Annotated in this window: 20 protein-coding genes; 2 read left to right on the forward strand and 18 right to left on the reverse strand. The window is 73.0% G+C overall.

Annotation, left to right across the window (positions count from 1 at the left end):
• Positions 1 to 30 precede the first annotated feature (30 nt).
• The 14 genes from HQM25_RS12135 to HQM25_RS12200 form a co-directional block, all read right to left on the reverse strand.
• Positions 31 to 1245: a glycosyltransferase gene (locus HQM25_RS12135; protein ID WP_172990465.1), complete on the reverse strand. Its 1215-nt coding sequence runs from the start codon at positions 1243 to 1245 to the stop codon at positions 31 to 33.
• A complete protein-coding gene (locus HQM25_RS12140; protein WP_172990466.1) occupies positions 1242 to 1649 on the reverse strand; it encodes a DUF2304 domain-containing protein in 408 nt (135 codons plus the stop codon). The genes HQM25_RS12135 and HQM25_RS12140 overlap by 4 nt, the downstream gene beginning before the upstream one ends.
• Complete coding sequence (locus HQM25_RS12145) at positions 1646 to 2380, reverse strand: glycosyltransferase family 2 protein (RefSeq protein WP_172990467.1); 735 nt, start codon at positions 2378 to 2380, stop codon at positions 1646 to 1648. Before HQM25_RS12145 ends, HQM25_RS12140 begins: the two co-directional genes overlap by 4 nt.
• Before the next feature lie 32 nt (positions 2381 to 2412).
• Positions 2413 to 4374: a DUF6541 family protein gene (locus HQM25_RS12150; protein ID WP_172990468.1), complete on the reverse strand. Its 1962-nt coding sequence runs from the start codon at positions 4372 to 4374 to the stop codon at positions 2413 to 2415.
• A gap of 13 nt (positions 4375 to 4387) precedes the next feature.
• On the reverse strand, positions 4388 to 5128 hold the full coding sequence (locus tag HQM25_RS12155; protein WP_172990469.1) for an ABC transporter ATP-binding protein: 741 nt from the start codon (positions 5126 to 5128) through the stop codon (positions 4388 to 4390).
• Positions 5125 to 6033 (reverse strand): ABC transporter permease, encoded by a 909-nt coding sequence (locus HQM25_RS12160; RefSeq protein WP_254359317.1) that lies wholly within the window; start codon positions 6031 to 6033, stop codon positions 5125 to 5127. The genes HQM25_RS12155 and HQM25_RS12160 overlap by 4 nt, the downstream gene beginning before the upstream one ends.
• Before the next feature lie 92 nt (positions 6034 to 6125).
• On the reverse strand, positions 6126 to 8141 hold the full coding sequence (locus HQM25_RS12165; protein ID WP_172990470.1) for a cell wall-binding repeat-containing protein: 2016 nt from the start codon (positions 8139 to 8141) through the stop codon (positions 6126 to 6128).
• 131 nt (positions 8142 to 8272) lie between these two features.
• Positions 8273 to 9394, reverse strand: a complete 1122-nt coding sequence (locus tag HQM25_RS12170) for a glycosyltransferase (protein ID WP_172990471.1) — start codon at positions 9392 to 9394, stop codon at positions 8273 to 8275.
• Positions 9391 to 10848, reverse strand: coding sequence for an LCP family protein (locus tag HQM25_RS12175; RefSeq protein ID WP_172990472.1), 1458 nt, complete (start codon positions 10846 to 10848; stop codon positions 9391 to 9393). Before HQM25_RS12175 ends, HQM25_RS12170 begins: the two co-directional genes overlap by 4 nt.
• Positions 10845 to 11360 (reverse strand): 5-(carboxyamino)imidazole ribonucleotide mutase, encoded by a 516-nt coding sequence (gene purE / locus HQM25_RS12180; protein WP_302182813.1) that lies wholly within the window; start codon positions 11358 to 11360, stop codon positions 10845 to 10847. The genes HQM25_RS12175 and purE overlap by 4 nt, the downstream gene beginning before the upstream one ends.
• Positions 11361 to 11408: 48 nt before the next feature.
• On the reverse strand, positions 11409 to 12545 hold the full coding sequence (locus HQM25_RS12185) for a 5-(carboxyamino)imidazole ribonucleotide synthase (protein WP_172990473.1): 1137 nt from the start codon (positions 12543 to 12545) through the stop codon (positions 11409 to 11411).
• Positions 12546 to 12624: 79 nt separating this feature from the next.
• On the reverse strand, positions 12625 to 13185 hold the full coding sequence (locus tag HQM25_RS12190; protein ID WP_172990474.1) for a PH domain-containing protein: 561 nt from the start codon (positions 13183 to 13185) through the stop codon (positions 12625 to 12627).
• A 69-nt stretch (positions 13186 to 13254) separates the two neighbouring features.
• Positions 13255 to 14052, reverse strand: coding sequence for a biotin--[acetyl-CoA-carboxylase] ligase (locus HQM25_RS12195; protein ID WP_172990475.1), 798 nt, complete (start codon positions 14050 to 14052; stop codon positions 13255 to 13257).
• 32 nt (positions 14053 to 14084) lie between these two features.
• Positions 14085 to 16382 (reverse strand): serine hydrolase, encoded by a 2298-nt coding sequence (locus HQM25_RS12200; protein WP_172990476.1) that lies wholly within the window; start codon positions 16380 to 16382, stop codon positions 14085 to 14087.
• Between the two features lie 124 nt (positions 16383 to 16506).
• Here HQM25_RS12200 and HQM25_RS12205 point away from each other — a divergent pair, with 124 nt between their 5' ends.
• Complete coding sequence (locus tag HQM25_RS12205; protein ID WP_254359319.1) at positions 16507 to 18096, forward strand: acyl-CoA carboxylase subunit beta; 1590 nt, start codon at positions 16507 to 16509, stop codon at positions 18094 to 18096.
• Complete coding sequence (locus tag HQM25_RS12210; protein ID WP_254359320.1) at positions 18093 to 18332, forward strand: acyl-CoA carboxylase subunit epsilon; 240 nt, start codon at positions 18093 to 18095, stop codon at positions 18330 to 18332. Before HQM25_RS12205 ends, HQM25_RS12210 begins: the two co-directional genes overlap by 4 nt.
• A 394-nt stretch (positions 18333 to 18726) precedes the next feature.
• On the opposite strand, the gene HQM25_RS12215 is transcribed toward HQM25_RS12210, so the two are convergent.
• From HQM25_RS12215 to HQM25_RS12230, 4 genes are read right to left on the reverse strand one after another with little or no spacing between them, the layout of a single operon-like run.
• Entirely contained in the window at positions 18727 to 19797 is a 1071-nt protein-coding gene (locus tag HQM25_RS12215; protein ID WP_172990478.1) for a hypothetical protein, read from the reverse strand.
• Complete coding sequence (locus HQM25_RS12220) at positions 19797 to 21047, reverse strand: sensor histidine kinase (RefSeq protein ID WP_172990479.1); 1251 nt, start codon at positions 21045 to 21047, stop codon at positions 19797 to 19799. The genes HQM25_RS12215 and HQM25_RS12220 overlap by 1 nt, the downstream gene beginning before the upstream one ends.
• Positions 21037 to 21714, reverse strand: a complete 678-nt coding sequence (locus HQM25_RS12225) for a response regulator transcription factor (RefSeq protein ID WP_172990480.1) — start codon at positions 21712 to 21714, stop codon at positions 21037 to 21039. Before HQM25_RS12225 ends, HQM25_RS12220 begins: the two co-directional genes overlap by 11 nt.
• Before the next feature lie 10 nt (positions 21715 to 21724).
• Positions 21725 to 23059 carry a class I SAM-dependent RNA methyltransferase gene (locus HQM25_RS12230; RefSeq protein ID WP_172990481.1) on the reverse strand — a complete coding sequence of 445 codons (1335 nt, stop codon included), beginning with the start codon at positions 23057 to 23059 and terminating at the stop codon, positions 21725 to 21727.
• Positions 23060 to 23077 lie beyond the last annotated feature (18 nt).

A 23077-nucleotide genomic window follows, 5' to 3' on the forward strand; every position in this document is an offset into this window, starting at 1 on the left:
GGACGAAGACCCGCGGATGCGGTTTCGATTCTAGTGGGCGGCCGGGGACGCTCCCGGCTCCGAGGTTCCGAGCGCCGAGAGGACCGCGGCGGCGGCCCGTTCGCCGACGGCGTCGAGCGAGACCGTCTCGCGCGCCCACGCGGCACGCTCGGCACGGCGCCGCTCGGTTTCGCCGGCACGCTGCTGGGCCAGGAGGTCGTGCATGGCAGCGGCCACCGCCGCTGTCTCGAACGCCACGGCCTCCCCCAGCTCGTTATCGCGCACGAGCGCGCCACCCGTGTGCGCGCCCGCGTAGAGGACGGGCGTTCCGCAGGCGGCCGCGGCGTACGACTTGGTGGGGCGCGCGAAGTCGTACCCGATGCCGGGAACGATGGAGACGAGGGATGCCACCGCGCCGCGGATCCACCGGGCCGATTCGGCGGGGCTCACGACGCCCCCGAACTCGACGCGCCCCGGCACGAGCTCTGCGGCGAGCCGCTGGAGCCGCTCCTGCACAGCGCCCTGGCCGAAGAAGCGCAGGCGCACCTCCGGATGGTCCCCGGCGATCTGCGCGAAGGCGCGGACGAACACGTCCGGCTGCTGCCACTCCGACATGGTGCCGGTGTAGACGAAGTACCGCTCCCCCGGGGCGGCCGGCTCCGCATCGGGCGTGAACACGCCGGTGTCGATGCCGTTGCCGATCGTCGCGATGCGTGTGCGGTCGGCCCCGAGCAGCACCAGGCGCTCGGTGACCTCGTCGGAGACCGACAGCGTGACCGCCGCGCTGCGGAGGACGGCGGTCTCCATCGCGCGCATCAGCGAGACGACCGGACGGGCGGCGCCCATGGAGATCACGCCATCGGTCCACACGTCCGCGGCGTAGTACGCGAACGGCCGGCGTCGGACGGCGGCCGCCAGGGCCACGACCAGGCCGGTGGTCGGCGGCGACTCGGCCACCGCCACACGCCACGGGCGGAACAGGATGCGCAGCAGCAGCGGCGCGTCGAAGCTCAGGTACTGGACGTACCCCCGCACATTGCCGCCGCGGTCGCGCAGCACCGGCCAGCGACGCACCCGCACGCCGGGGGGATCGTCGGCGGCGGGAGCATGCCGCGGCGGGATCGTCGTGACGACCTCCGCGGCCGCGCCGGCGGAGACCAGGCCGCGGGCGAGCGCTCCCAGCCGGAACGCCCCGGCGCTCACCTCGGGCACGAACAGGCGCGATGCGATGACGACCGTCGCGCGGTCGGCGGATGCGCCGCTCACCGCTGCTCGCCCGCCTCGTCGTGGCCCGTCTCGTCGCCCGCGCGCTCCGAGGACCGCGCCTCCTCGACGGCCTCGACGCGCCGCTCCAGGAACGCGGTGCGCTCCGCGAGCGTGCGCAGCTTGTCCTCCACGCGCGTGAGCTCGGCGCCGTACTGCAGGCTCACCAGGAAGAGCAGCCCGATGGCGATGAAGAAGACGAGGTTCGCCGGCACGGCGACGCCCAGCAGCGCCGCCGCCCACGTGAGCGTCTGCGGGAAGATCGCGATCAGCAGCGCGAGCACGCCGCCGACGAGCCACCACACCGCGTGGCGTTCGCGCAGCGTGGTGCGGCGCATCAGCTCGATGATCGCGAGCAGCGCGAGCACCGCCGCGACGATCCCGAACGCGTAGGCCACCGGGTTCATCGCACCGCCTCCGCGGGAACGGGCACGCGCGGTCGCAGCAGCGCCAGCAGGAACGCCACGCACGCGCGCAGCAGATAGACGGTGGCCTTCAGCGGCTGATGCGACGGGGAGCCCGCCTGACGGGGACGCATCGCGACCGGCACCTGGCGGATGCGCAGGCCCGATCGCGCCGCGATGACCAGCGCCTCCACGGTGTCGCCCAGGTACTCGGCCGGGTAGGTGTGGGCGAACAGCCGCACCGCCGCAGGTCCGGTCGCCTTGAAGCCGCTGGTGACGTCGCTCAGCCGCCGTCCGGCGACACCGCTAACCGCCCACGCGAGCACGCGCATCGCCCAGCGGCGGGGTCCGCGCGCGCCGTAGTCGCCGATGCCGGCGAATCGGGCGCCGATCACGATGTCGGCCTCGTCGAGACCGGCGAGGAGCTCGGCGATGTAGGCCGGGTCGTGCTGCCCGTCGGCATCGACCTGCACGACGATCTCGTGGCCGTGATCGCGCGCATAGCGGAAGCCGGCGCGCATCGCGCCGCCCACGCCCAGGTTGTACGGGAGGCGGAGCACGATCGCTCCCGCCGCCCGCGCGACCTCGGCGGTGGCGTCGGATGAGCCGTCGTCGATCACGACGACCTCGGCCTGCGGGACCGCGGCGCGGATGCCCTCGACCACGGTCGCGACGGACTCCTGCTCGTTCAGCGCCGGAACGACGACGAGGAGATTGTTCGCTGGACCGGGCATGTCACGCAATCCTAACGTCGCCTCCTGCGCGATCACGGAGCGCACGCGGTGATCCTCCACAGCGAGGCCTCGCCTTCGCTGTCGACCAGTTCGAAGCCCGGCTGGCCCGCGAAGTCGGCCATGCCCGCGTAGACGTAGCGTCCCGGCCCGGGCTCGCCCTCGCCGAAGTCCAGGACGTACTCCGGGTCGCCGTAGACCGCGAGCGCGTCGCACACCTCGGGGTCGGTGCCCGCGTCGCGCAGCCGCTCGCCCAGCACCGTCCAGTCGGAGGTGAGGGGCGTCGCCCACGTGCGCGGCGACACGTCCTCGCCCGACAGCATGTACCCGAATCCCATGCCCGTTGCGGGGTTGCCGATGACGGTCGCGTCGTCCGCGATCGTCTCGTCGAGGCGCTCGATGAGCGTCCGCTCGTCGGGCGAGAGGTAGTCCTCGGTCACGAAGCGGGATTCGGCGTCCCTGCTGTTCTCGGTGACCGCGGGCATCTGGATGACCGGGGCCAGCACGAGGGCGAGGGTGCCGAACGCGCCCACAGCGGCGACCGACCAGCCGGTCGCGACGCGCTCCGCGGAATCCGCCTCGCGCTTCGAGATCCGCGCGACCGCCCACGTGGCGACGGCCGACAGGCCGATCGCCGCCAGCGGCAGCACGACCAGGGGCAGCATGGCCGCCAGGCGGTAGGGGTCGGCGTACCAGGCGCCGAGGGCGTAACGGCGCACGAGCGGATTGCCGACCGCGGCGCACAGCGCGTAGAGCCCGGCGAAGGCGAGCCAGACGACGGCGAGCCAGCGCAGCGGCGGGCGGCGGACGGCGACGACGAGGCCGATGACCATGAGGATGCTGACGCCGAGGGCGGGCGGCAGCAGCACCGGGGCGTTGAGGAGCACATCGGCCAGCACGGCGACCTTGCCGCGGAAGGGCGGCCAGTGCGAACCCGACGTGCTCCTGCTGAGCACGATCCACAGCACCGCGACGCCGACCAGCACGGCCGCCAGCGCGGTGATGAGCACCGTCCGCTCCCGCCGCGCGGCATCCCGCAGCCGGCGACCGGCCCACCAGGCGAACCACGTCGCGCACAGGAGCGCCCACGCCAGCAGCACGGCCGGCTGGGACAGCGCGATCGCGCCGAGGCCGGCGAGGACCATCGCCGCCAGGAGCACCGCAGACCGCGCACGACCGGTGACCGGGCCCTCGCCCGACAGCCAGGCCGGCGCGCCGATCACGAGCGCCGCGACGGCCGGCAGAAGCGCGAGGGAGAGCGAGTAGGAATAGAGGATGCCCCACTGGAACATCAGCATCGGGAAGGCGTGCAGCGAACCCGCCAGCGCCGCGGCGATGGCCGTCGGGCCCACCCGCCCGCCGACGACCGTGCGCGTGAACCACGCCAGTCCGACCGGCCAGATCGCCGCCGCGACGACGAGCGACATCATGTTCGCAGCCACGGGGATCTCGGCGCCCGTCAGCAGCATGGTCGCCGACGTGAGGGCGTGCCAGGCCGCGGGATAGAACCCGGACCCGCCGATCACACCGCTGACGGTGAGCGACGACGCCGAGCCGGTCTCGAGGATCCAGCGCAGCGCGTTGAGATGGAACACGGCGTCGTTGGTCTGCGAGATCGCATCCGGCTCGTTCACGTACACGACGAGCCGCGCGGCGCACAGGAGCACGCCCACGGCGAGACCCGCCAGCACGAGCGTGCGTCCGCGTGGGTCCGCAGCGGGACGGCGGGCGGGCGCCCCCAGCACCAGCCGGAACGCCCACGCGACCGCGGCCGCCCCCGCGAGGCCGATGAGGATCGACAGCGACGTCCAGGGGATGCCCACCGCCTCGTAGCCGAGCGCGAGCAGCGCGATCACGGCGGTGCTCGCCACCGGGGCCAGCGCCCACAGCGCCAGGCCGCGAAGGCGCAGGCCGGCGCCGATCAGCAGGCCCGGTCCGAAGACGACCGCCAGGGCGACCAGCAGCACCGGCGCCTGGACCACCCAGTCGCCGATCACGCCGAGGCCCCGATCACTTGTCCACCAGGGCGACGGCGCCGGCGATCGGGCCGTCGTAGATGATCTCGCCCTTGCTCAGCACCACGCCGCGGGTGCACAGCTCGGCGACCATGTCGAGGTCGTGGCTGACGACGAGGAGGGTCTTGCGTGCCGCGATGAGCTCCTCGAACTTCAGCCGGCACTTCTCGCGGAACGGCGCGTCGCCCACCGAGAGGATCTCGTCGACCAGCAGCACGTCGACTTCGACGTGGATGGCCACCGAGAACGCCAGGCGCATGAACATCCCCGAGGAGTAGTGCTTGACCTCCTGATCGATGAACTGCTCGATCTCGCTGAATGCCACGATGTCGTCGTAGCGCTCCTCGATCTCCCTGCGGCTCATTCCCAGGATCGCGGCGTTGAGGAAGATGTTCTCGCGACCCGACAGTTCGGGGTGGAACCCGGCGCCCACCTCGATCAGTCCCGCCACGCGACCGCGCGTGAGGACCTCTCCGTCGTCGGGGCTCATGACGCCCGACATGAGCTTGAGCAGCGTCGACTTCCCGGAGCCGTTGAGGCCGAGGATCGCGACGGACTCGCCCTCGTCGACGACGAGGTCGATGCCCTTGAGCGCCTCGAACTGCGTCGACAGCTTGCGCCGCCGGATCCACGCGACCACGGTGTCCTTCAACGACAGCGCGTGGTTCAGGGTGAACCGCTTGCGCACACCGTCGACGATGATGCTCGGCCGCTGCGCGGCGATGGTCTCGCTCATAGGTCCTGCGCGAACTTTCCCTCGAGGCGGCGGAAGACGGCCTGGCCGACGACGATGCAGACGACGGTGATGAGGAACGTCCACAGCGTGTTGATCGCCAGGTCGGGCGGCAACGGGAGCCCCGCGAGCTGCTCGCCGAACGCGGGCTCGGTCACCGGGCGCCAGAAGGCGAAGTGGAACAGCTCGACGGCCTGCGTGATCGGGTTGAGCAGGTACACCCGCACGAGCCAGTCGGGCAGCACCTCGCTCACCATCGTCCAGTAATAGAGCACCGGCGAAGCCCACGTCGCCAGCAGCAGCAGCAGTTCGACGATGTTCTCGGCGTCGCGGAAGCGCACGTTGGCGGCGCCGAACAGCAGGCCGAGGCCGAAGGCGAAGAGCATGATGAGCGCCATCGCGGCCAGCGCCGCCAGCACGCTCCACACCGTGATGTTGACGATCCAGCCCATGAGCAGGCACACGATCAGCAGGAGCGTGACCTGCGGCAGGAAGTGCACGAAGGCGACGAAGACGGCCGAGACCGCGAACAGCTGCCTCGGCAGATAGACCTTCCGCACCAGCGGCGCGTTGTTGACGATCGAGGTCGTGGCGTTCTTGAACCCCTCGCTGAAGAGGTTGATGATGACGATCCCGGAGAACAGGTACACCGCGTAGTTCGGGATGCCGCGCTCGAGGTTCAGGAAGAGCCCCAGCACCACCCAGAACACGAGGAACTGCGCGGCGGGGCGCACGTAGGACCACGTCCAGCCGAGCACGCTGTTGCGGTAGCGGGTCGTCACGCCGGTGCGCACCAGCAGGCGCAGCAGATAGTGCCAGCGGAAGACGTCGAGAAGTCCGCCGCTGCGTCCGGGGACGTCGAAGTCGGCGCGCGGCACGGCCGCGAAGAGGTCGGGTCTGTTGTTCACGGGGGTTCAGATCTCACGGCGGAGGGATCGGCCCGCTCCGCAAACCATCACAGTCTAGGTGACCGGCGCGCCCCATCCCTGGGCACGCGCCGTCAGCAGCGCCGGAGGGCCGCCACATTCGGTCCGAGAACGCCCGCACCGCCCACGAGGGTGACCTGGGTCGTGCCGCGCGTGCGGATGAAATCGGCGGTCTGCCCCGACAGGCACGTGCCCAGCGAGACGAACATGGGGGCACCCGTGGATGCCGCGATGACCGAGCCCGAGAGAGCGTCGGGGAAGTCGTTCCACACCGAGACGTACACCACCGGGTTCGCGGCGCCGAACGATCCGGCGTTGAGGGCGGCGTTGGTCGCGAAGCGGTCGGCGCCGCCGTAGCGCGTCACGCTGAGACCGCGGTTGCGCAGTGCGGTCTCGATCCCGGCCGAGACCACGCCGGACGCGCCCACGATCACCGCGGTGCGAGCGCCCATCGCCCGCAGGGCCTCGGTGGTGGCCGCATCGATCGTGCTCGCCGTGCCGTCGACGAGCAGCACCGGGGCGCCCGCGCCCCCGGCGACGGCGGCCGCGCCGAGCGCATCGGGGAACAGGCGCCCGGTGGCGACATAGACGGTGGGGCGGGTCTGGCCGTTCTGCGCGAGCAGGCGCGAGGTCTCGTACCGATCCGCCCCGAACACGCGCGAGATCTGCGCCTGGGCGCCGAGGGCCGCGCGCACCCGCTGCTCGGTGCCGGCGTCGAGCACCCCCGGCCCGCCGATGAGCACGACTCGGGTAGGCGCGAGGCGCCTCAACTCCGTCGCCACCGCCGCCGGCATCGCGTTCGGCGGGGTGAGCAGCAGCGCCGCCCCCTCCGCAGCCGCCCGCGGCGCCGCGGACAGCGCATCGGCGTAGTCGAGGCCGGTCGCGAGGTACACCGTGCCCACCGTCGCGGCGTGCTGACGCTTCGACACCGCGACCGCGGTGTCGTATCGCGACGCCCCCGCGATGCGGGCGACCGCGAAGCCGGTCGCGCCCAGCGTCGCAGACGTGCGGGTGGTGGTGAGGTAGTTGGTGCGCCTCGCGACGACGCGCACGCTGAGGGTGGCGCCGGCGTCGGCGTTGGTGACCGAGTAGCTCGCGGCGGTCGCACCGCTGACCGCCGCGCCGTTGCGCAGCCACTGGTAGGTCAGGCTGCTCGGCGCCGGCGACCACGTGCCCGCCGTCGCCCGGAGCACCTGTCCCGCCACCGCGGACCCGCTGACGGTCGGGGTCGGCGCGGCGGTGAAGGACGAATACTGCGTGGACCCGAACCAATCGGTGAAGTAGGCGTAGAAGTTGCGGTTGCCGTAGCTCGCGCACGTGTTCGGCGAGGCGTTGTACCCCGCCGCGAGCGAGGCCGCGTTGGGCTGATACGGGGTGTAGTAGTAGAGGTTGGCGGTGGCCTGGTTCTGGATCGTCACGGGCGAGGTGCCGCAGGCCGTGTTGGGGTGGTAGAGGATGTTCCACGTTCTGCCCGGGGCGTACCAGGTGAAGTACCGGCTGGTGCCGGGTGGATTGGCGTACCGCTTGAACTGCCACGCGGCACCGTAGACCTGGTTGAAGAAGCCGTAGTAGCGCGTGTCGCAGGCGGCGGTGTCGGGGCACCCCTGCCCCATCGCGATGCGGTAGTGCGTCGCCGTGGGGGCGGTGCGCGTGACCAGGCTCTGCTCCTTCTGGAGGGTGACGAGGATCACCTGCGGGTTGATCCCGCACGCCTGCGCCACTCGCCAGATGATGCGCGAGGCGCGCTCGCGCACGCCGCCGTTGTACGCCCCGCACATGGCGTCGGCGGCGACGACCCGCGAGGTGTCGTAGTAGTCCTTGAGGCACGTGTAGCCGGTGGCGCACGCGGGCACCCTGGCCTGAAGGAAGGCCTGGATCTGCGACTCGGTCATCGAGCTGCGGTTGAAGAAGACCGCGTCGCCGATGATGTTCCCGGGGGTGAACCGGGTGAGGTCCGCGGCCTTCGCGATCCCCGTCTCCGCCTGGCCGGTGACCGTCGCCGCGGGGCTCGCCGCCGCCGGCGCGACACCGCCGAGCGAGACGGCGAGAACGATCGCCGCCCACACCGCCACGAGCCGTTTCATCGGCATCCGGTGCAATGGATCGGGGCGGCCGCCATGCGACAAGTGTGTCCCACCGTGCGCACGCGCACCACCCGCCACGCGCCGGTGCGCCGGATGTCACGCAGAAACCCCTGATCAGAGGGCGCGGAAACCCCCGATCAGAGGTCGGCGTGCAGCTGCCACACCCGCTCGGCAGCCTCGAACCAGGAGAACGCCCGGCCGCGGTCGGCCGCGAGCACCGCCAGCCGATCGGCCGCGGCCGTCGTCGACAGGCCCTGCACGAGCGCAGCCGCGAGCTGATCGGCGAGCTCCGAGGCGCCGCCGCCCGCCACGAGGAGCCCGCCGTCCACGAGCACCTCGGCGTGCACCCGGGAGTCGGCGGCGAAGACGGGCACGCCGAGGGCGAGCGCCTCGACCGCGCGCCAGGGGAAAGCCGCCCGCCGAGAGGGGGCCACGTACGCGACAGCCCCGCCGAACACGGCAGCCCGGTCCGCCTGCTCCAGGGGTCCGCGCACGTGCACGCGGCGCGCGGGCAGCCCCGACGCCTCCGCGAGTTCCACGACGGCGTGCTCCAGGCCCGGGGGCACGTCGATCACGGCCACGGGCAGATCGAGGCCCGAGCGCGCGACCGCCGTCAGCGCGGCATCCAGTCCATCGGAGGGCAGCGGACCGCCCGAGGTCAGGATCACTCCCTCGGGCACCTCCAGCGCACGACGGCGCCCCACCTCGTCGGTGGGAACCGCGAAGCCGAGCGGGGGCGCGCCGGCGATGACGCGCACTCGGTCGCCGAGCTTCGCGATCTCGCCGAGCCGGGCGCCGATCTCATGCGTGGGCGCGATGACGGCGTCGGCGTGCTTGACGGCGCGCTTGAGCATCGCCCGCTGCCACGCCGCGGTCGCCTTCGGGAGCTCGCCGGGCGCCTCCCACGGCCGCAGGTCCCACACGGTGACCACCGTCTGGTCGTTGTCGTGCACGCGGTCGTGGCGCACGAGCGGCGCGAACAGCGACGGCGAGTGGATCATGCCGCCGCCGATCCCGGTCGCAAGGCCCAGCTGCAGCGCCGTCGACAGCTCGCGGCGCGCGAGCGCGGTGCGCCGCACGTCCGCCAGGCCCGGGACCGCGCCGAGATCGCCCCCGCCGGCCGGGATGATCGCCTCGACCTCGCAGCCCGTCGGGGCGTGGGCGACGAGTGCACGGGCGAGATCGCGCGAGGCGGTGGCGAGATCGGCATCGACCGGCGCGGTCACCTGGTCGAGCATCACGCGCAGGGTGGCGGTCACGACGACGAGCCTTCCACCGGCGGGTGCAGCGTCGCGTCGACCGTCTCATGGATGTACGCCCAGTCCGGATCCTCCGGCTCGACGCCGATGCCGCCCGGCGAGGGTGTGAGCTCGAGGGTCTGCACGGGCAGGTCGCGGGCCTTGAGCGCGAGCTCCGACAGCGCCGGCAGCAGCGACTGCGGCAGATCGGTCTGCACGATGTCGGAGCCCGCCGCCGCGACGTCCTGGAACCGCGCGAGCACGTTCTGCGGCGTGAACTGCGCGAGGATCGCCTGCTGCAGCACGCGCTGACGCTGCATGCGGTCCCAGTCGCTGGTCGTATAGCGGGAGCGCGCGTACCACTGGGCGGTGTCGCCGTCCATGTGCTGGGGGCCGGCCTCGATCCAGCCCGTCGCCCACTCCTCGGCGGGCTGCCCGGTGTAGGAGGGGCCGCCGCCTTCGGGCAGACGCTGCTCGACGGTGATGTCCACGCCGCCGAGCGCATCGATGAGCGCGGCGAAGCCGTGCATGTCGACGAAGACGTAATAGGGGATCTCGATGCCGAGCACCCCTTCGGCGGCATCCTTGGTGGCCTCGATCCCCGGCTCCGATCCGCGTGCGGCCGCGTCGGGGTACAGGCCCGCGCCGCCGTCCTCGCGGCAGATCTCGGCGGCCCACCGCACGTGGTTCATGTGCCCGTCCCACCCGCAGGTGGCAGAGCCCTGACCGGTGAACCCGTCGGGGTAGAGGTCGTGCATGGGGCCGTCCGAGAACGGCACGCCCACCATGTCGCGAGGGATGCCGGTGATCGTGGCGGCACCCGTGTCGGCGTTCACCGACACCACCGAGATGCTGTCGAAGCGGAGCGAATCCCGGCCCTCGCCGCTGTCGGCGCCGAGGAGCAGGATGTTGTAGTACCCGTCCGAGGGCGGCACGACCGGCGCGCCGGCGCCGAAGATGCTGCCGAGCGTGTCGCGGGTGACCCCAGCCAGGTTGGCCGCATACGCCGCACCTCCGCCCGCGACCGCGAGCAGCACGACCGACAGGCCCGCGATGCCGACGCGCGCGAACGGCCCCGCCTTGATGAGCCGCACGAGCCGCAGGGTGTCGACGGTGAGCACGATCCACAGGATCGCGTAGGCGACCAGGGCGACCTGCGCCAGCAGCAGGAAGAACCAGTTGGTGGCGAGCACGAACAGCACCGACCGCCACAGGAGGGCGGTGAGGATGCCGAGCACCACCAGCGCCCACATCACCAGCGTCGCGCTCAGCCCGATGCGGCCGAGCCGCCGGTTCCCCGCCAGCACCTGCGCCGAGCCCGGCACGAGGAAGTTCCCCAGCACCAGCCACCAGCCGCGCCGCGACATCATCTCCGCTGAGCCGGTGTCGGGGTGGCGCAGCGGGCGCTCCTCGACGACGGCCCGGGTCGCGCCCGGTGCCGCGCGCCCGGTGCGCGGCGGGCTGGCGACGCTCACAGGGCGTCCTTGAGCCGCCGGTTCTTCTCCTCGACCTGGGCTTCGAGATCCCGCGCGTACTGCTCGACACGGTCGGCGATCTCGGCATCCGAGGCACCGAGGATGCGGGCTGCGAGCAGCCCGGCGTTCTTGGCGCCGTTGATCGACACCGTCGCGACCGGGATGCCGGCGGGCATCTGCACGATGCTCAGCAGCGAGTCCATCCCGTCGAGCGTGGCCAGCTGCACGGGCACACCGACGACCGGGACGGCCGTCACCGAGGCGAGCATGCCGGGCAGATGGGCCGCGCCCCCGGCGCCGGCGATGATGACCTGGATGCCGCGCCGGCGGGCCTCACGCCCGTAGCGCATCAGCTTGTCGGGCGTGCGGTGGGCGGAGACGACCTCCACCTCGTGCGGGATGCCGAAGTCGGTGAGTGCCTGCGACGCGTCGCTCATGACGCGCCAATCGGAGTCGGAGCCCATCACGACGCCGACGCGCGGCGAATCGGAGGAGTGCAGCGGCTGGGTCACTGCACCAGGCTAGGGGGCGATCCTGGAAGAGCCCCGCAATGGCGCGGCTCAGTCGTCGAAGTGGGCCGCCGCCGCGCGCGCCTGGTACACGGCGTCGTCGAGGTCGTCGCTGGTGACGTTCACGTGGCCGACCTTGCGCCCCGGGCGGGGAGCCTTGCCGTAGGTGTGCACCTTCGCCCCCGGGTGGGCGGTCATCGCCGCCGCGAACCGCTCGTCGAGTGCACCCTCGGCGGGTCCGCCGAGGATGTTCACCATCACCGACCAGGACTGGCGGGGCGCGGTCTGCCCGAGCGGCAGATCGAGCACGGCCCGCAGGTGCTGCTCGAACTGCCCGGTCACCGCACCGTCCTGGCTCCAGTGCCCGCTGTTGTGCGGCCGCATGGCGAGCTCGTTGACGAGCAGGCGCTCGTCGGTGGTCTCGAACAGCTCGACGGCGAGCATGCCCGTCACCCCGAGCCCCTCCGCGATGCCGATCCCGATGCGCTGGGCAACCTGCTCCAGTCGGCCCGACGAGTGCGGTGCGGGCGCCACGACCTCAGCGCACACACCGTCGCGCTGCACGGTCTCGACGACCGGATAGGCGGCCACCTCGCCCGACGGGCGGCGGGCGACCTGCTGGGCGAGCTCCCGGGTGAAGTCGACGAGCTCCTCGACCAGGAGCGCTCCGCCGGCGGCGTCTTCGGCGAGCGCGGAGAACCAGTCCTCCGCCTCGGCGGCCGTGGAGACCACCCGCACGCCCTTGCCGTCGTACCCGCCGCGCGGGGTCTTGACCACGGCGCGCCCGCCGTGGGCGTCGAGGAACTCCTCGAGCTGTGCGGCGTCGCTGACCGCCGCCCACTCCGGCTGCGGCATCCCGAGCTCCTCGAGCCTCGCGCGCATCCGCAGCTTGTCCTGGGCGAACTGCAGGGCGTCGGGGCCGGGGTGCACCGGCACTCCCGCGTCGACGAGGGCCCGCAGCACCGGCTGCGGCACGTGCTCGTGGTCGAAGGTGACGACGTCGACCTCGCGGGCGAAGGCCAGGACCGTGTCGGTGTCGCGGTAATCGCCGACGGCGGTGGCCGCCAGGGCCGCCGCCATGCCGTCGTCCTCGGCGAGGACGCGCAGCTCCACACCCAGTTCGACCGCCGGCGCGATCATCATGCGGGCCAGCTGCCCGCCTCCCACGACTCCCACACGCAGCGTCATGCCGCTCCTTCCGACCACCCCATCTTCGCGCAAGCCCCGGCATGCGCGAAGCCGGGTGGGAGGCGCCGGGACGAACCGGTCAGGACACGCCGGGCGGAATGGGGGTGGTGCCGGTCTGCGCCTCGCGGTGGGCGAGGATCTGATTCACCTCGACCTGATCGACCAGCGCCTCGTGCACGAGGTCGACGCTCGGCACGTTCACCAGGCGCAGCGGCGCGTCCACACCGTTGGAGAGCACGAGGGTCCCCGCTCCCCACATGCGCTGGATGAGACCGCGCCGCAGCTGGATCGAGTAGCCGCGCACGTGCGTGAGCTCCCGGCGCTTCACCGCGAACACGCCGCGACGCTCCATCACGCGCCGCGTGGTGATCGTGTATACGTGCGCCCACCACGCCAGGAAGGGCATCACCACCAGGAGCAGCACGATGATGGATGCCGCGGCCAGCAGCATCCAGTCCTCCCACGGCGAGGGCAGATTGCCGTACAGGTACCCGGTGGCCCCGGCGACGGCGACGAGCACCAGCGCCGACCAGAACAGCCGGCGCGCGTGACCCCGGAACCGCGCGACGCGCAGCTCGTGGGTGGGCGCCCCCGGAGCGGGCATCAGCGGCCGCCCCCCGTAGCTGGTCGGCTGGGTCATGACCCCATTGTCGCCTCACCGGCGCGCACGCGCCGCCGCGCGACACGCCGACCGCGGGCGTCGGCGGACTCAGCGCACGTGCACCACGTCTCCGGCCGCCACGACCGCCTCGGTGCCGAGGGGGCTCGCCACGACCAGGCGGCCGTCGACGTCCAGGCGGCGACCGCGCCCCTCCAGCACGGTGCCGTCGGGCAGGGAGACCACGATGTCGGCGCCGAGCGTGCCGCACAGCGCCTCGACCCCCTCCATCACCCCGGACGCCGCCGCATCCCCTCCTGCGGCGGCGAGCGCCGAGAGCTGCTCGTCGAGGGCGCGCAGGTAGTCGGCGAGGAGCCGATCGACGTCGGCGACCAGGCCGTGAGCGGCGAAGGAGGTGGCCGTCGGCACCGGGAACTGATCCATGGTCATCGCGGTGTTGACCCCCGCGCCGACGATCACCGTCTCGGGGTGGCCGAGCACGGCCTCGGCGAGGATGCCGCAGATCTTCGCGCCGTCGACGAGCACGTCGTTGGGCCACTTGAGCCGCACCGTCGTCGCGGCGGGAGCCACCTGCTCGGCGACCGCGCGCGTCATCGCCGCCCCGGCCGCCAGCGGGATCCAGCCGCGCGCCGACGGCGGCAGGGCGGATGCGTCGACCACGACCGAGACCGCGAGCGCAGCGCCCGCCGGCGCCACCCAGACTCGGTCGAGCCGGCCGCGCCCGGCCGTCTGATCGTCGGTGACGAGCACCGACAGGTGCGGCCAGTTCGCGGGGTCGTCGTGCACGTGGCGCACGAGATCGGCATTGGTCGAGCCGGTCGACTCGATCACCTGTACGCGCGGGCTCAGGGCCGCCGCGAGCGGAAGTCCTTCGGTGGGAAGCGTCATGGCCCCACCCTAGGACGCGTCGGCCGGCGGCGTCAGCGGTTGCGGAGCCCCGTGTAGTACACCCACAGGAGGCGGCCGCTATGGCGCACCTGGTACCAGAGCCGGTTCGCGTCGACCACCTCGATCGGCGTGCCGCCGGGCACGACGACGGTCACCGTGCCGCCCGGTGAGCTCCTCAGCCCCACCGGCTTCGTGGTCACCATCTGCTGCACCGGGTACGACGCGGCCGCGCCGAAGCTGCCGTGGAAGTGGGTGTACACGGCGCGCGAGATGGCGGCCAGCGCCGCACGGGGCGGCTGGTTCAGGCCGATGATCGACACCGTGTAGGTGACGCGCGGGCCGTTGACGATCGCCGTGTCGCCCTGCATCAGCCCGGAAGCGACCCACAGGGCGCCGGGCTTGCTCGCCTGCGGCACCCCCGGAGGCAGCCCCGACGCGATGCGGGAGCGCCAGATCTGGCTGCGCATGTGGTTGATGATGATGTCGCTGTAGCGCTTGCTGAGGATCGACGCGCTCGCGAGCTTCTGCATGAGCGAGGTGAGGTCGTTGGTGGTGGTGAGGTTGCCGGCGTACAGGATGCTCGTCCCCCTCGGCACCGAGCCGTACGAGGTGTTCGGGAATCCGGCGGCCCGGATCATGCGGTTGATCTCGGCGATGCCGATCCAATGGACGATGTCGGTGTGGCAGTAGTTGTCGGAGACGTGGATCATCACCCTGACGCACTCTCCGAGCGGCACTCCCGAGGGAAGACGCGTCGACAGGGTCGCGCGCCCCTGGTCGATGCGCGTGAAGGCGGCCCATGCGGCGAAGATCTTCATCATGCTCGCCGGCTCCCGCCGCGTGCCGCCGTTGACGTTCGTCGTCACCCCCAGACCGCCCAGCTGCCGCACCGTGACGGTGAAGGAGCCCTGATAGCCGCCCATCGCGTTTCGGATCGCCGTGTTCAGCGCCGATTGGCTGCGCGCCTTCACCGTCGTGCACGCGGTCCCCGCGAGCACGTTCGCCCCCAGCAGCGCCGCACCCCCGACCGCAGTGACCGGGGCTCCCGCCTCCGAGAGGTAACTCGCCGTGCCGTCGGGCACGCACTCCTGGATCGCGTAGAGGAGAGGCTGGCGTGAGACGGCGGCCAGCGCCGCGGCGACGGCGACGTCGGCCATCGACGACGAGTTCGCGAAGATCGCCCGTGCCACCGGCGCCGTGCGCTCGCGCGCCATGAGCACCGCCTGCGCGTTGCGGTCCGGGCCCACCCGGCGCTCCACGGCGAAGCCCGCGCCCGAAAGCGATGACTGGAAGGCGCTGGACACGGTGGCCAGGCCCCCGACGATCACGACCCGGGCGGCCCCGGCGGCGCGGAGCGCGTCGATCGTGGCGGCATCGGCGGCGCTGCGCCGCCCGTCGACCAGCAGCGCGCCCCGGTCGGTGGCCGCGGCGGCCGTGGAGGCCAGCGGCGGGTCGACGGTGGCCGAGCCGCCGGCGACGTACACGGTGTCGACCTGATCGCCGCGGCCGGCCAGCGCGGCCCGCGAGGTCTCGTAGCGATCCGCCCCTCCGAACCGGCGGACATCGGCGGCGAAGGCGCCGAGGGCCGTGAGCGTGCGGTCGGCGACCACGCCGGCTCCGCCGATCACGACGATCGCCTCGGGGGCCAGACGGCGGAGCTCTGTCTGCACCGCGGCGGGCACGGCGCCGGCCTGCACGTACAGGAGCGGGGCGCCGAGAGCAGCCGCCATGCCCGCCGCGATCACCCCGTCGACCGGCGCGAGGCCCGAGGTCACCAGCACGGTGCTCGCCCCGCCGGGGAAGCCGACCCGGGATGCCGCGACGCTGGTGGCGTAGCGGTCCGCCCCCGCCACGCGCGCCGTCGTCGGGGCGGGCACCGCCGGGGCGAGCCGGAGGACCGGCGGCTGCCCGTCGACCCCCGGATCCGGCGCCGGGGTGACGGCGGGAGTGGGCGTCGGTGTCGGCGACGGCTCCGCGGTGGGCGTGGGCGAGGGGGTCGGCGTCGCGGTCGGCTCCGGAACGGGGGCGGGACGACGGTGGGCTCCGGGCTCGGCGCGGCCGTCGGCTCCGGACTCGGCGCGGCCGTCGGCTCCGGGCTCGGCGTCGCGGTCGGCTCCGGGCTGGGTGCGGGTGTCGACGGCGGAGCGGGCGTCGCGCTCGGCGCGGGTGCGTCGACGGGATCCGCGGCGGCCGGCGCCGCCATCAGGCCCGTCACGATGAGCGCGACGGGCAGCGCGAGCGCCACCGCTCTCAGCGGCGCCGACCTGCGAAGACGGAGGGGAAGCGACACGGTGCCCCCGACCATACTCGCGCGGCGGCGCGAACGACATGAACGGCCGATGAGATTTCGCCTCCCCGCGGCACGACTCATTCGCGCCGTGCGACAGCGGAATGCCGAAGCGCTTGTGCGAACCCTCCAAGGTCCGCGCACGCGCCGCCGCTAGTGTGGAATCCGTGACCGATCAGCCCGACCTCTCCACGACCGCCGGCAAGATCGCCGACCTTCGCGCCCGCTATCAGGAGGCCGTCCTCGACGCCGAGGCCGTCGCCCAGCAGAAGCAGCACGCCAAGGGCAAGGGCACCGCCCGCGAGCGCATCGAGCTGCTCGTCGACCCCGGCAGCTTCGTCGAGCTCGACGAGTACGTCCGCCACCGCACGAGCGCGTTCGGCATGGACCGCTCCCGCCCCTACGGCGACTCCGTCGTCACCGGCATCGGCACCATCCACGGCCGCACCGTCGCCGTCTACGCGCAGGACTTCTCCACCTTCGGCGGGTCGCTGGGCGAGGTCGCAGGCGACAAGATCATCAAGGCGATGGAGTTCGCGCTGCGCAGCGGCATCCCGATCGTCGGCATGCTCGACTCCGGCGGTGCCCGCATCCAGGAGGGCGTCGTCGCCCTCGGCAAGTACGGCGAGATCTTCCGCCTGAACACCGCCGCGTCGGGTGTCATCCCGCAGATCTCGATCATCATGGGCCCGGCCGCCGGCGGCGCCGTGTACTCCCCCGCCCTCACCGACTTCGTCGTCATGGTCGACAAGACCAGCCAGATGTTCGTCACCGGCCCCGACGTGATCAAGACCGTGACCGGCGAGGACGTCGGGATGGAGGAGCTGGGCGGCGCGCACACGCACAACACCCGCTCGGGCGTCGCGCACTACCTCGCCGACGACGAGGACGACGCGATCGACTACGTGCGCACGCTCCTCGGCTTCCTCCCCGACAACAACATGTCGGAGAACCCCGTCTACGAGACGGAATTCGAGTTCGAGACGACCGATGCCGACCGCACCCTGAACGCGATCATCCCCGACTCGCCCAACCAGCCGTACGACATCCACGACGTGATCCGGCACATCGTCGACGCCGAGGACTTCCTCGAGGTGCAGCCGCTGTTCGCCCCGAACATCGTCATCGGGTTCGGACGCATCGAGGGGCGCTCGGTGGGCATCATCGCCAACCAGCCGTCGCAGATGGCGGGCACCCTCAACATCGAGGCCGGCGAGAAGGCGAGCCGCTTCGTGCGCTTCTGCGACGCCTTCTCGATCCCGATCGTCACCCTCGTCGATGTGCCGGGCTACCTCCCCGGCACCGATCAGGAGTGGACCGGCGTCATCCGCCGCGGCGCGAAGCTCCTCTACGCCTACGCCGAGGCCACCGTGCCGCTGGTGACCGTGATCCTGCGCAAGGCCTACGGCGGCGCGTACATCGTCATGGGCTCCAAGCAGCTGGGCGCCGACATCAACCTCGCCTGGCCGACGGCGGAGATCGCGGTGATGGGCGGCCAGGGCGCCGTCAACATCCTGTACCGCGGCGAGATCAAGCGCGCCGAAGAGGCCGGTGAAGACGTGGCGGCCGTGCGCACGCGCCTGGCCAACGAGTACACGTACAACGTGGCATCCCCGTTCCTGGCCGCCGAGCGCGGCGAGCTCGACGGCATCATCGAGCCGGCGCAGACGCGCGTCTCGATCGCCAAGGCACTGCGGGCGCTGCGCGGCAAGCGCGCGAGCCTGCCCCCCAAGAAGCACGGGAACATCCCGCTGTGAGCGGGCACGACGAGCCCGGGGTGGATGCCGCGGCCGACGGCATCCGCATCGACGTGCGTCGCGGGGCCCCGACCGACGACGAGCTCGCGGCGCTGATCGCCGTGGTCAGCGAGGCCTACGCGACCGAGGCGGCGACCGCCGTGGCCGACGATGAGCCGGCGCGCAGCGCCTGGCAGATCTCCGCCCGCGCCCTGCGCCAGCCCCTGCGTCGAGACCTCGGGTGGACGCGCGGCTGACCGATCCGGCCGTCTTGTCCCCCATTCGGGGGTCTTGTCCCCCGAATCGGCCCGATTTGTCCCCCAAAATACCTACATACGAATCCCTTGCGGCCCGGAATACTTGATCTTGCTGGAACGCATCTCGCGTTCGGCTGACCTGCACTCCGCTCAGCGGACAGCTCAGGTTCGGCCCCTGCGGACGGTTTTCGGGTAACCGGTCCGCCAGGCGAGGGGCGGGCGGCTTCGCCGCCCCTCGCCTTCTCCTTCTCCGCTCCCCGCCCCGGCTCCCCTCCCCCGCCGGGACGGGGAGCGCGTCTTCTCCCCCGCTGCGTGCGGGGCACGGAGCGGGCGCGAAACCGCAGCCGGTGCCGGCGCACCCGCAGCCCCTGTGGACCGGCGCGGGCGGGCCGTCTCAGGCGCCGCCGTGGGAGATCTCCTCCCACAGGTCGACGGCATCCTCGTCGGAGAGCCCCGGGCCGCTGGCGGAGCGGCCGACGACGGTCACGGCGACGCTCTCGTGCGGCGAGGTGCGGATGTACAGCCGGTCCGAGCGGGCGCTGCGCAGCGTCTCGGCCAGGCGCGCGCGGATCGCGTCGAGCTGCGCATCGGCGAGCCCGTCGAGCCCGCCCTCGTCGAGCACCGTGACGCTGGCGCCGCGGCGGCGGGCGCGGTCGAGTTCGCTGCGCACCTCGTCATCGAGCAGGCGCGGTCCCCTCAGCTCATCGCGCAGGCGCCCCTCGGCCAGGCGCGCCTCGAGCCGATCGTCGTCGTCGAGCGCACCGCCCGCGGCGATCGTGCGGGTGAGCACGGGGCCGGCCACCGCGAGCGCGCGCTGCACCTGGGCGCGGCGCTCGCGCTGGCGCACGACGTGCGAGGCCTGCCAGGCCGATGCGGCGCGCTGCAGCTGCGCGAGCCGCGAGGTGTCCCGGGCGGCACGATCGATGGACCCGAGCATGACCTGCGCGACAGCCACCCAGACCACCGATCCCACGAGGCCCAGCTGGAGCGCCGCGGCCACGCCCATCCAGAGCATCGCCGCCACCCCCAGCAGCAGCGTGCCCGTCCACGCCACCCACGGGCGGCGGCGCACCATCACGATGGTCATCAGCGCGCCGATGCCGCCGAGGTACCAGGTCGCGAAGGCGGCGGTGCGCACGTCGGGGGGCACCGAGAACGAGATGGCGCTGGGCACGAGCGCCGCGCACGCCAGTGCGAGCGCGGCCGCCGTGACCGGCAGGGGCGGCGACGGGCGGGGGCCGGTGCCCAGCGCCGATTCGCTCTCGGGCACCGCGCGCGGTCGAAGCCGCGCGGGCTGCCAGAAGATGCAGAGCCAGGTCGTGGCGAGATAGAGCACGAGGGCCGCCACGATCATCACCGGGCGATCGACCGGATCGGTCCACCACAGCCCTCGCGCGGCGAGATAGGCGGTGAAGGCCAGGCCGAGCCCGGCGATCACGTTGCGCACGCTGATCACGCGGGCCATCAGGACTCCCCCACCCGGTGCCACGACAGGCGCACGTCCGTGCCGCCGGGGCCCGACGTCACGCGGGCCGTACCGCCCACCGCCTCGACCCTGGCCACGATCGACGCGCGGATCCCGAGGCGGTCGGCGGGCACCGCATCCAGGTCGAACCCTTCACCTCCGTCGCGCACGGCGATGCGCACGCCGCCGCGCAGGCCGTCGACCTCGACGGCGAGTCCGATGGCGCCGGCGTGCTGCACCGCGTTGGCCAGCGCCTGGGTGGCCGCAAGGGTGAGCGCGCGCCCGACGTGCACCGGGATCTCGGCCGCGCCGGGGTCGCTGTGACGCGTCACCCGGAGCACCACCCCCATCTCACGGGCCGCCCTCTCGATCTCGGCGGCGATCGCCGCGGCATCGGTCGGGGTGCCGCCCTCCTCGTCGGCGTCCTGCTCGGTCGCGGCGAGGCGGTGCAGCGCGTCCTTGGCCATCGCGACGCAGAGCGTGCGCTCGCGGGGCGTCTCGGCGCGTTCGGCGGCGATGAGCGCCGCCAGCACGCTGTCGTGCATGAGCGCCGACACGGCGATGCGCTCCTGCTCCGCAGCATCCACCGCCGCCGCCCGCGCGTAGGAGTCGACGGCGCGCGCCCGGGCGTCATCGACGCCGGCGGCCACCGAGCGGAACAGCCAGCCGAGGGTGATCAGCACGCCGCCGAGGATCAGGGTGAACGAGACGTCCAGGGCGAGCGCGATGCCGACCTCGGGCTCGAACGTGCCGAGCTCGATCACGCGCACCAGCCCGAACAGCACCGGGGCGAGGATCGCCCACGCGATCTGCAGCGGCAGCGGGAAGGCGAGCACGGCGGCGAGCCCGGCGATGTTGACGAGGTACCAGATCCACGGCGGCTGGGTCGAGACCGGTGCCGAGCCGCCGATCTCGAACGGCCACAGCACCAGAGCGATCAGATACACGATCGCGAACGCCCCCGCGGCCGCACGCACCCCGCGCCCGACGAGACAGGCGACGACCATGAGCGTGAGGGTGCCGAGCACCGCGAGCAGCAGCGGATCCCGCCACAGGTCCGGCTCGGCGCCGATCGCCACGACGACGGCCTGCGTGCCCAGCGCCAGCGACCCGAGCCCGGCGACGACCGAGATGATGCGCTCGACGCGCGTGCGGGTGAACGAGCCCGTTCCGGCCGATCGGCCGTCGTTCGTGCGCGAGATGCGGCCCCACGCGAGGTCGATCGTCGACGTGGAGACCTCACCCGCCACTCGGAGCGCCTCCCTGCGGCTCGCCCGGGTCGGCCAGGATGCCGTCCTCCATCGCGCGGCGCAGCAGATCCACCTTGGTCGGCGCCGGACGCCCGACCTCGACGTACTTGACCCGCACGCGCGTGATGTTCTCCTTCGCCGTCGAGTACGCGACCCCGAGGCGATCGGCCACGGCCTTCAGCGGCAGCCCGGCCGCGTACAGCCGCAGCACGTCGCGTTCGCGCGCCGACAGCTGCGCGTCGGCGAAGGCGCGATCACCCTCGACGGCGCTGGCCCATTCCACGTTGTTCAGCGGCTCGCCCCGCGCGACGGTGCGCACGGCGGCGATGACGTCGTCGATGCGCGACGCCTTGCTGACCACGCCGGCCGCCCCCGCCGCGAGCGCCTCGCGCACCGCGGCTGGCCGGTCGGCGACGCTGTGGATGATGACGCTGGAGCCGCTCCCGACCAGACGCACGACGTTCTCGGTCACGGTGGTGCCGTCGCCGAGGGTGAGATCGAGCACCACCACATCGGCGGGGGCCGCACCGTGACGCTCGCGCCAGTGGAGGAACTCGGTGACGGTGCTGCCGGAGAAGACGACCCGCAGCGTGCCATCGCGCACGCACGCGGCCTCGAGCCCGAGACGCACGGACTCGTGGTCGTCGATCAGCGCGACCCGGGTCATAGCGGCCACTCTAGCCACGCCCGTCCGCGGTCAGCACGGCGACCGCTTCGAGGTGGTGGGAGTTCGGGAACAGGTCGAGCGCGCGCACGTGGGCGGTCTCGTAGCCGCGGGTGCGGAAGGTCGCGAGGTCCCGCGCCAGCGCGACCGGATCGCACGCCACGTACACGACGGCGCCGGGATTCAGGCCCGCCACCTGCTCGACCACCTCGCGGCCCGCGCCCGAGCGCGGCGGGTCCAGCAGCACGACGCCCCGGGACAGGCGCTCGCGCTCTCCCGCCGACGCCGTGTTCGCCAACTGCCCGATCCAGCGGTCCACACGCGCCGTCTCGGCGCGGGCGCCGACCCACTCGGAGAGGTTCTCGCCGGCGTGCTCGGTCGCCCGCGGGTCGGACTCCACGCTCGTCACGCGGGTGGAGGGTCCGCCCAGGTCGCCGAGCACCGCGGCGAACAGCCCCACCCCGCCGTAGAGGTCGAGGTGCCACGCGTCGGGATCGACGACGGCGCCGCCGTCGCCGAATGCCTGCAGCTGCTCGGTCACGACCCGGGCGAGAGTGGATGCCGCAAGCCGGTGCACCTGCCAGAAGCCGCCGGCGTCGACGCGGAAGGCGCGGCCCCCGACCGTCTCGGTCACGACCTCCCGCGCGGGATCGTTCTTCGCGGGGCGGGAGGCGGGGCCCCTGCGGCCGCGACGCTGCTCGGTCGGGCGCGGCAGCACGCGTACCCGCCCGTCGCCGGGCTCCACGAGATCGACGCGCCCGGGTGCGGTGCCGCCCAGGCGCAGCGCCGCCCGCTCGACGGCCGCCGTGGCCAGCGGGTGGTCCTCGACCTCGATGACGCGGTGGCTGCGGGCGGCGAACGGGCCGACGCGGCCGTCGTCGTCGACGTGGAGGCTCAGCCGCGTGCGCCATCCCGTGCCGTCGGGCGACTCCGCACGCGGCCGGCCGTCGGCGTCGGCCGACGCGGGCGCCTCGACCGAGGAGGAGACCTCGAGCCGACCGATCCGCTCGAGCGCGTCCCGCAGCACCTTGTGCTTGAGTTCGCGCTGCGTCTCCAGCGCGATGTGGCCGAAGTCCGCGCCGCCGGGGCGCTGCTCGGGGGCCGCGTCGATATCGGCCTGACGCCACACGTGCGGGCGGCGGCCGGGCGCGGCATCCACGACCTCGAGGGTCTCGGCCCGCAGGAACCTCTTCTGACCCGCCGCCTCGGGCGCGCTCAGCCGCACGCGCACCCGCTCGCCGGGCAGGGTGTCGGGGGCGAACACCACGCGCCCCTCATGACGGCCGACGAACACGCCGCCGTGGGCGACATCGGTGATGTCGAGATCGATCAGGTCGCCGGAATCCACGCGTCGAGCCTACGGTGG

It is taken from the genome of Microbacterium hominis, from assembly GCF_013282805.1.
Taxonomy (GTDB): Bacteria; Actinomycetota; Actinomycetes; order Actinomycetales; family Microbacteriaceae; genus Microbacterium; species Microbacterium hominis_B.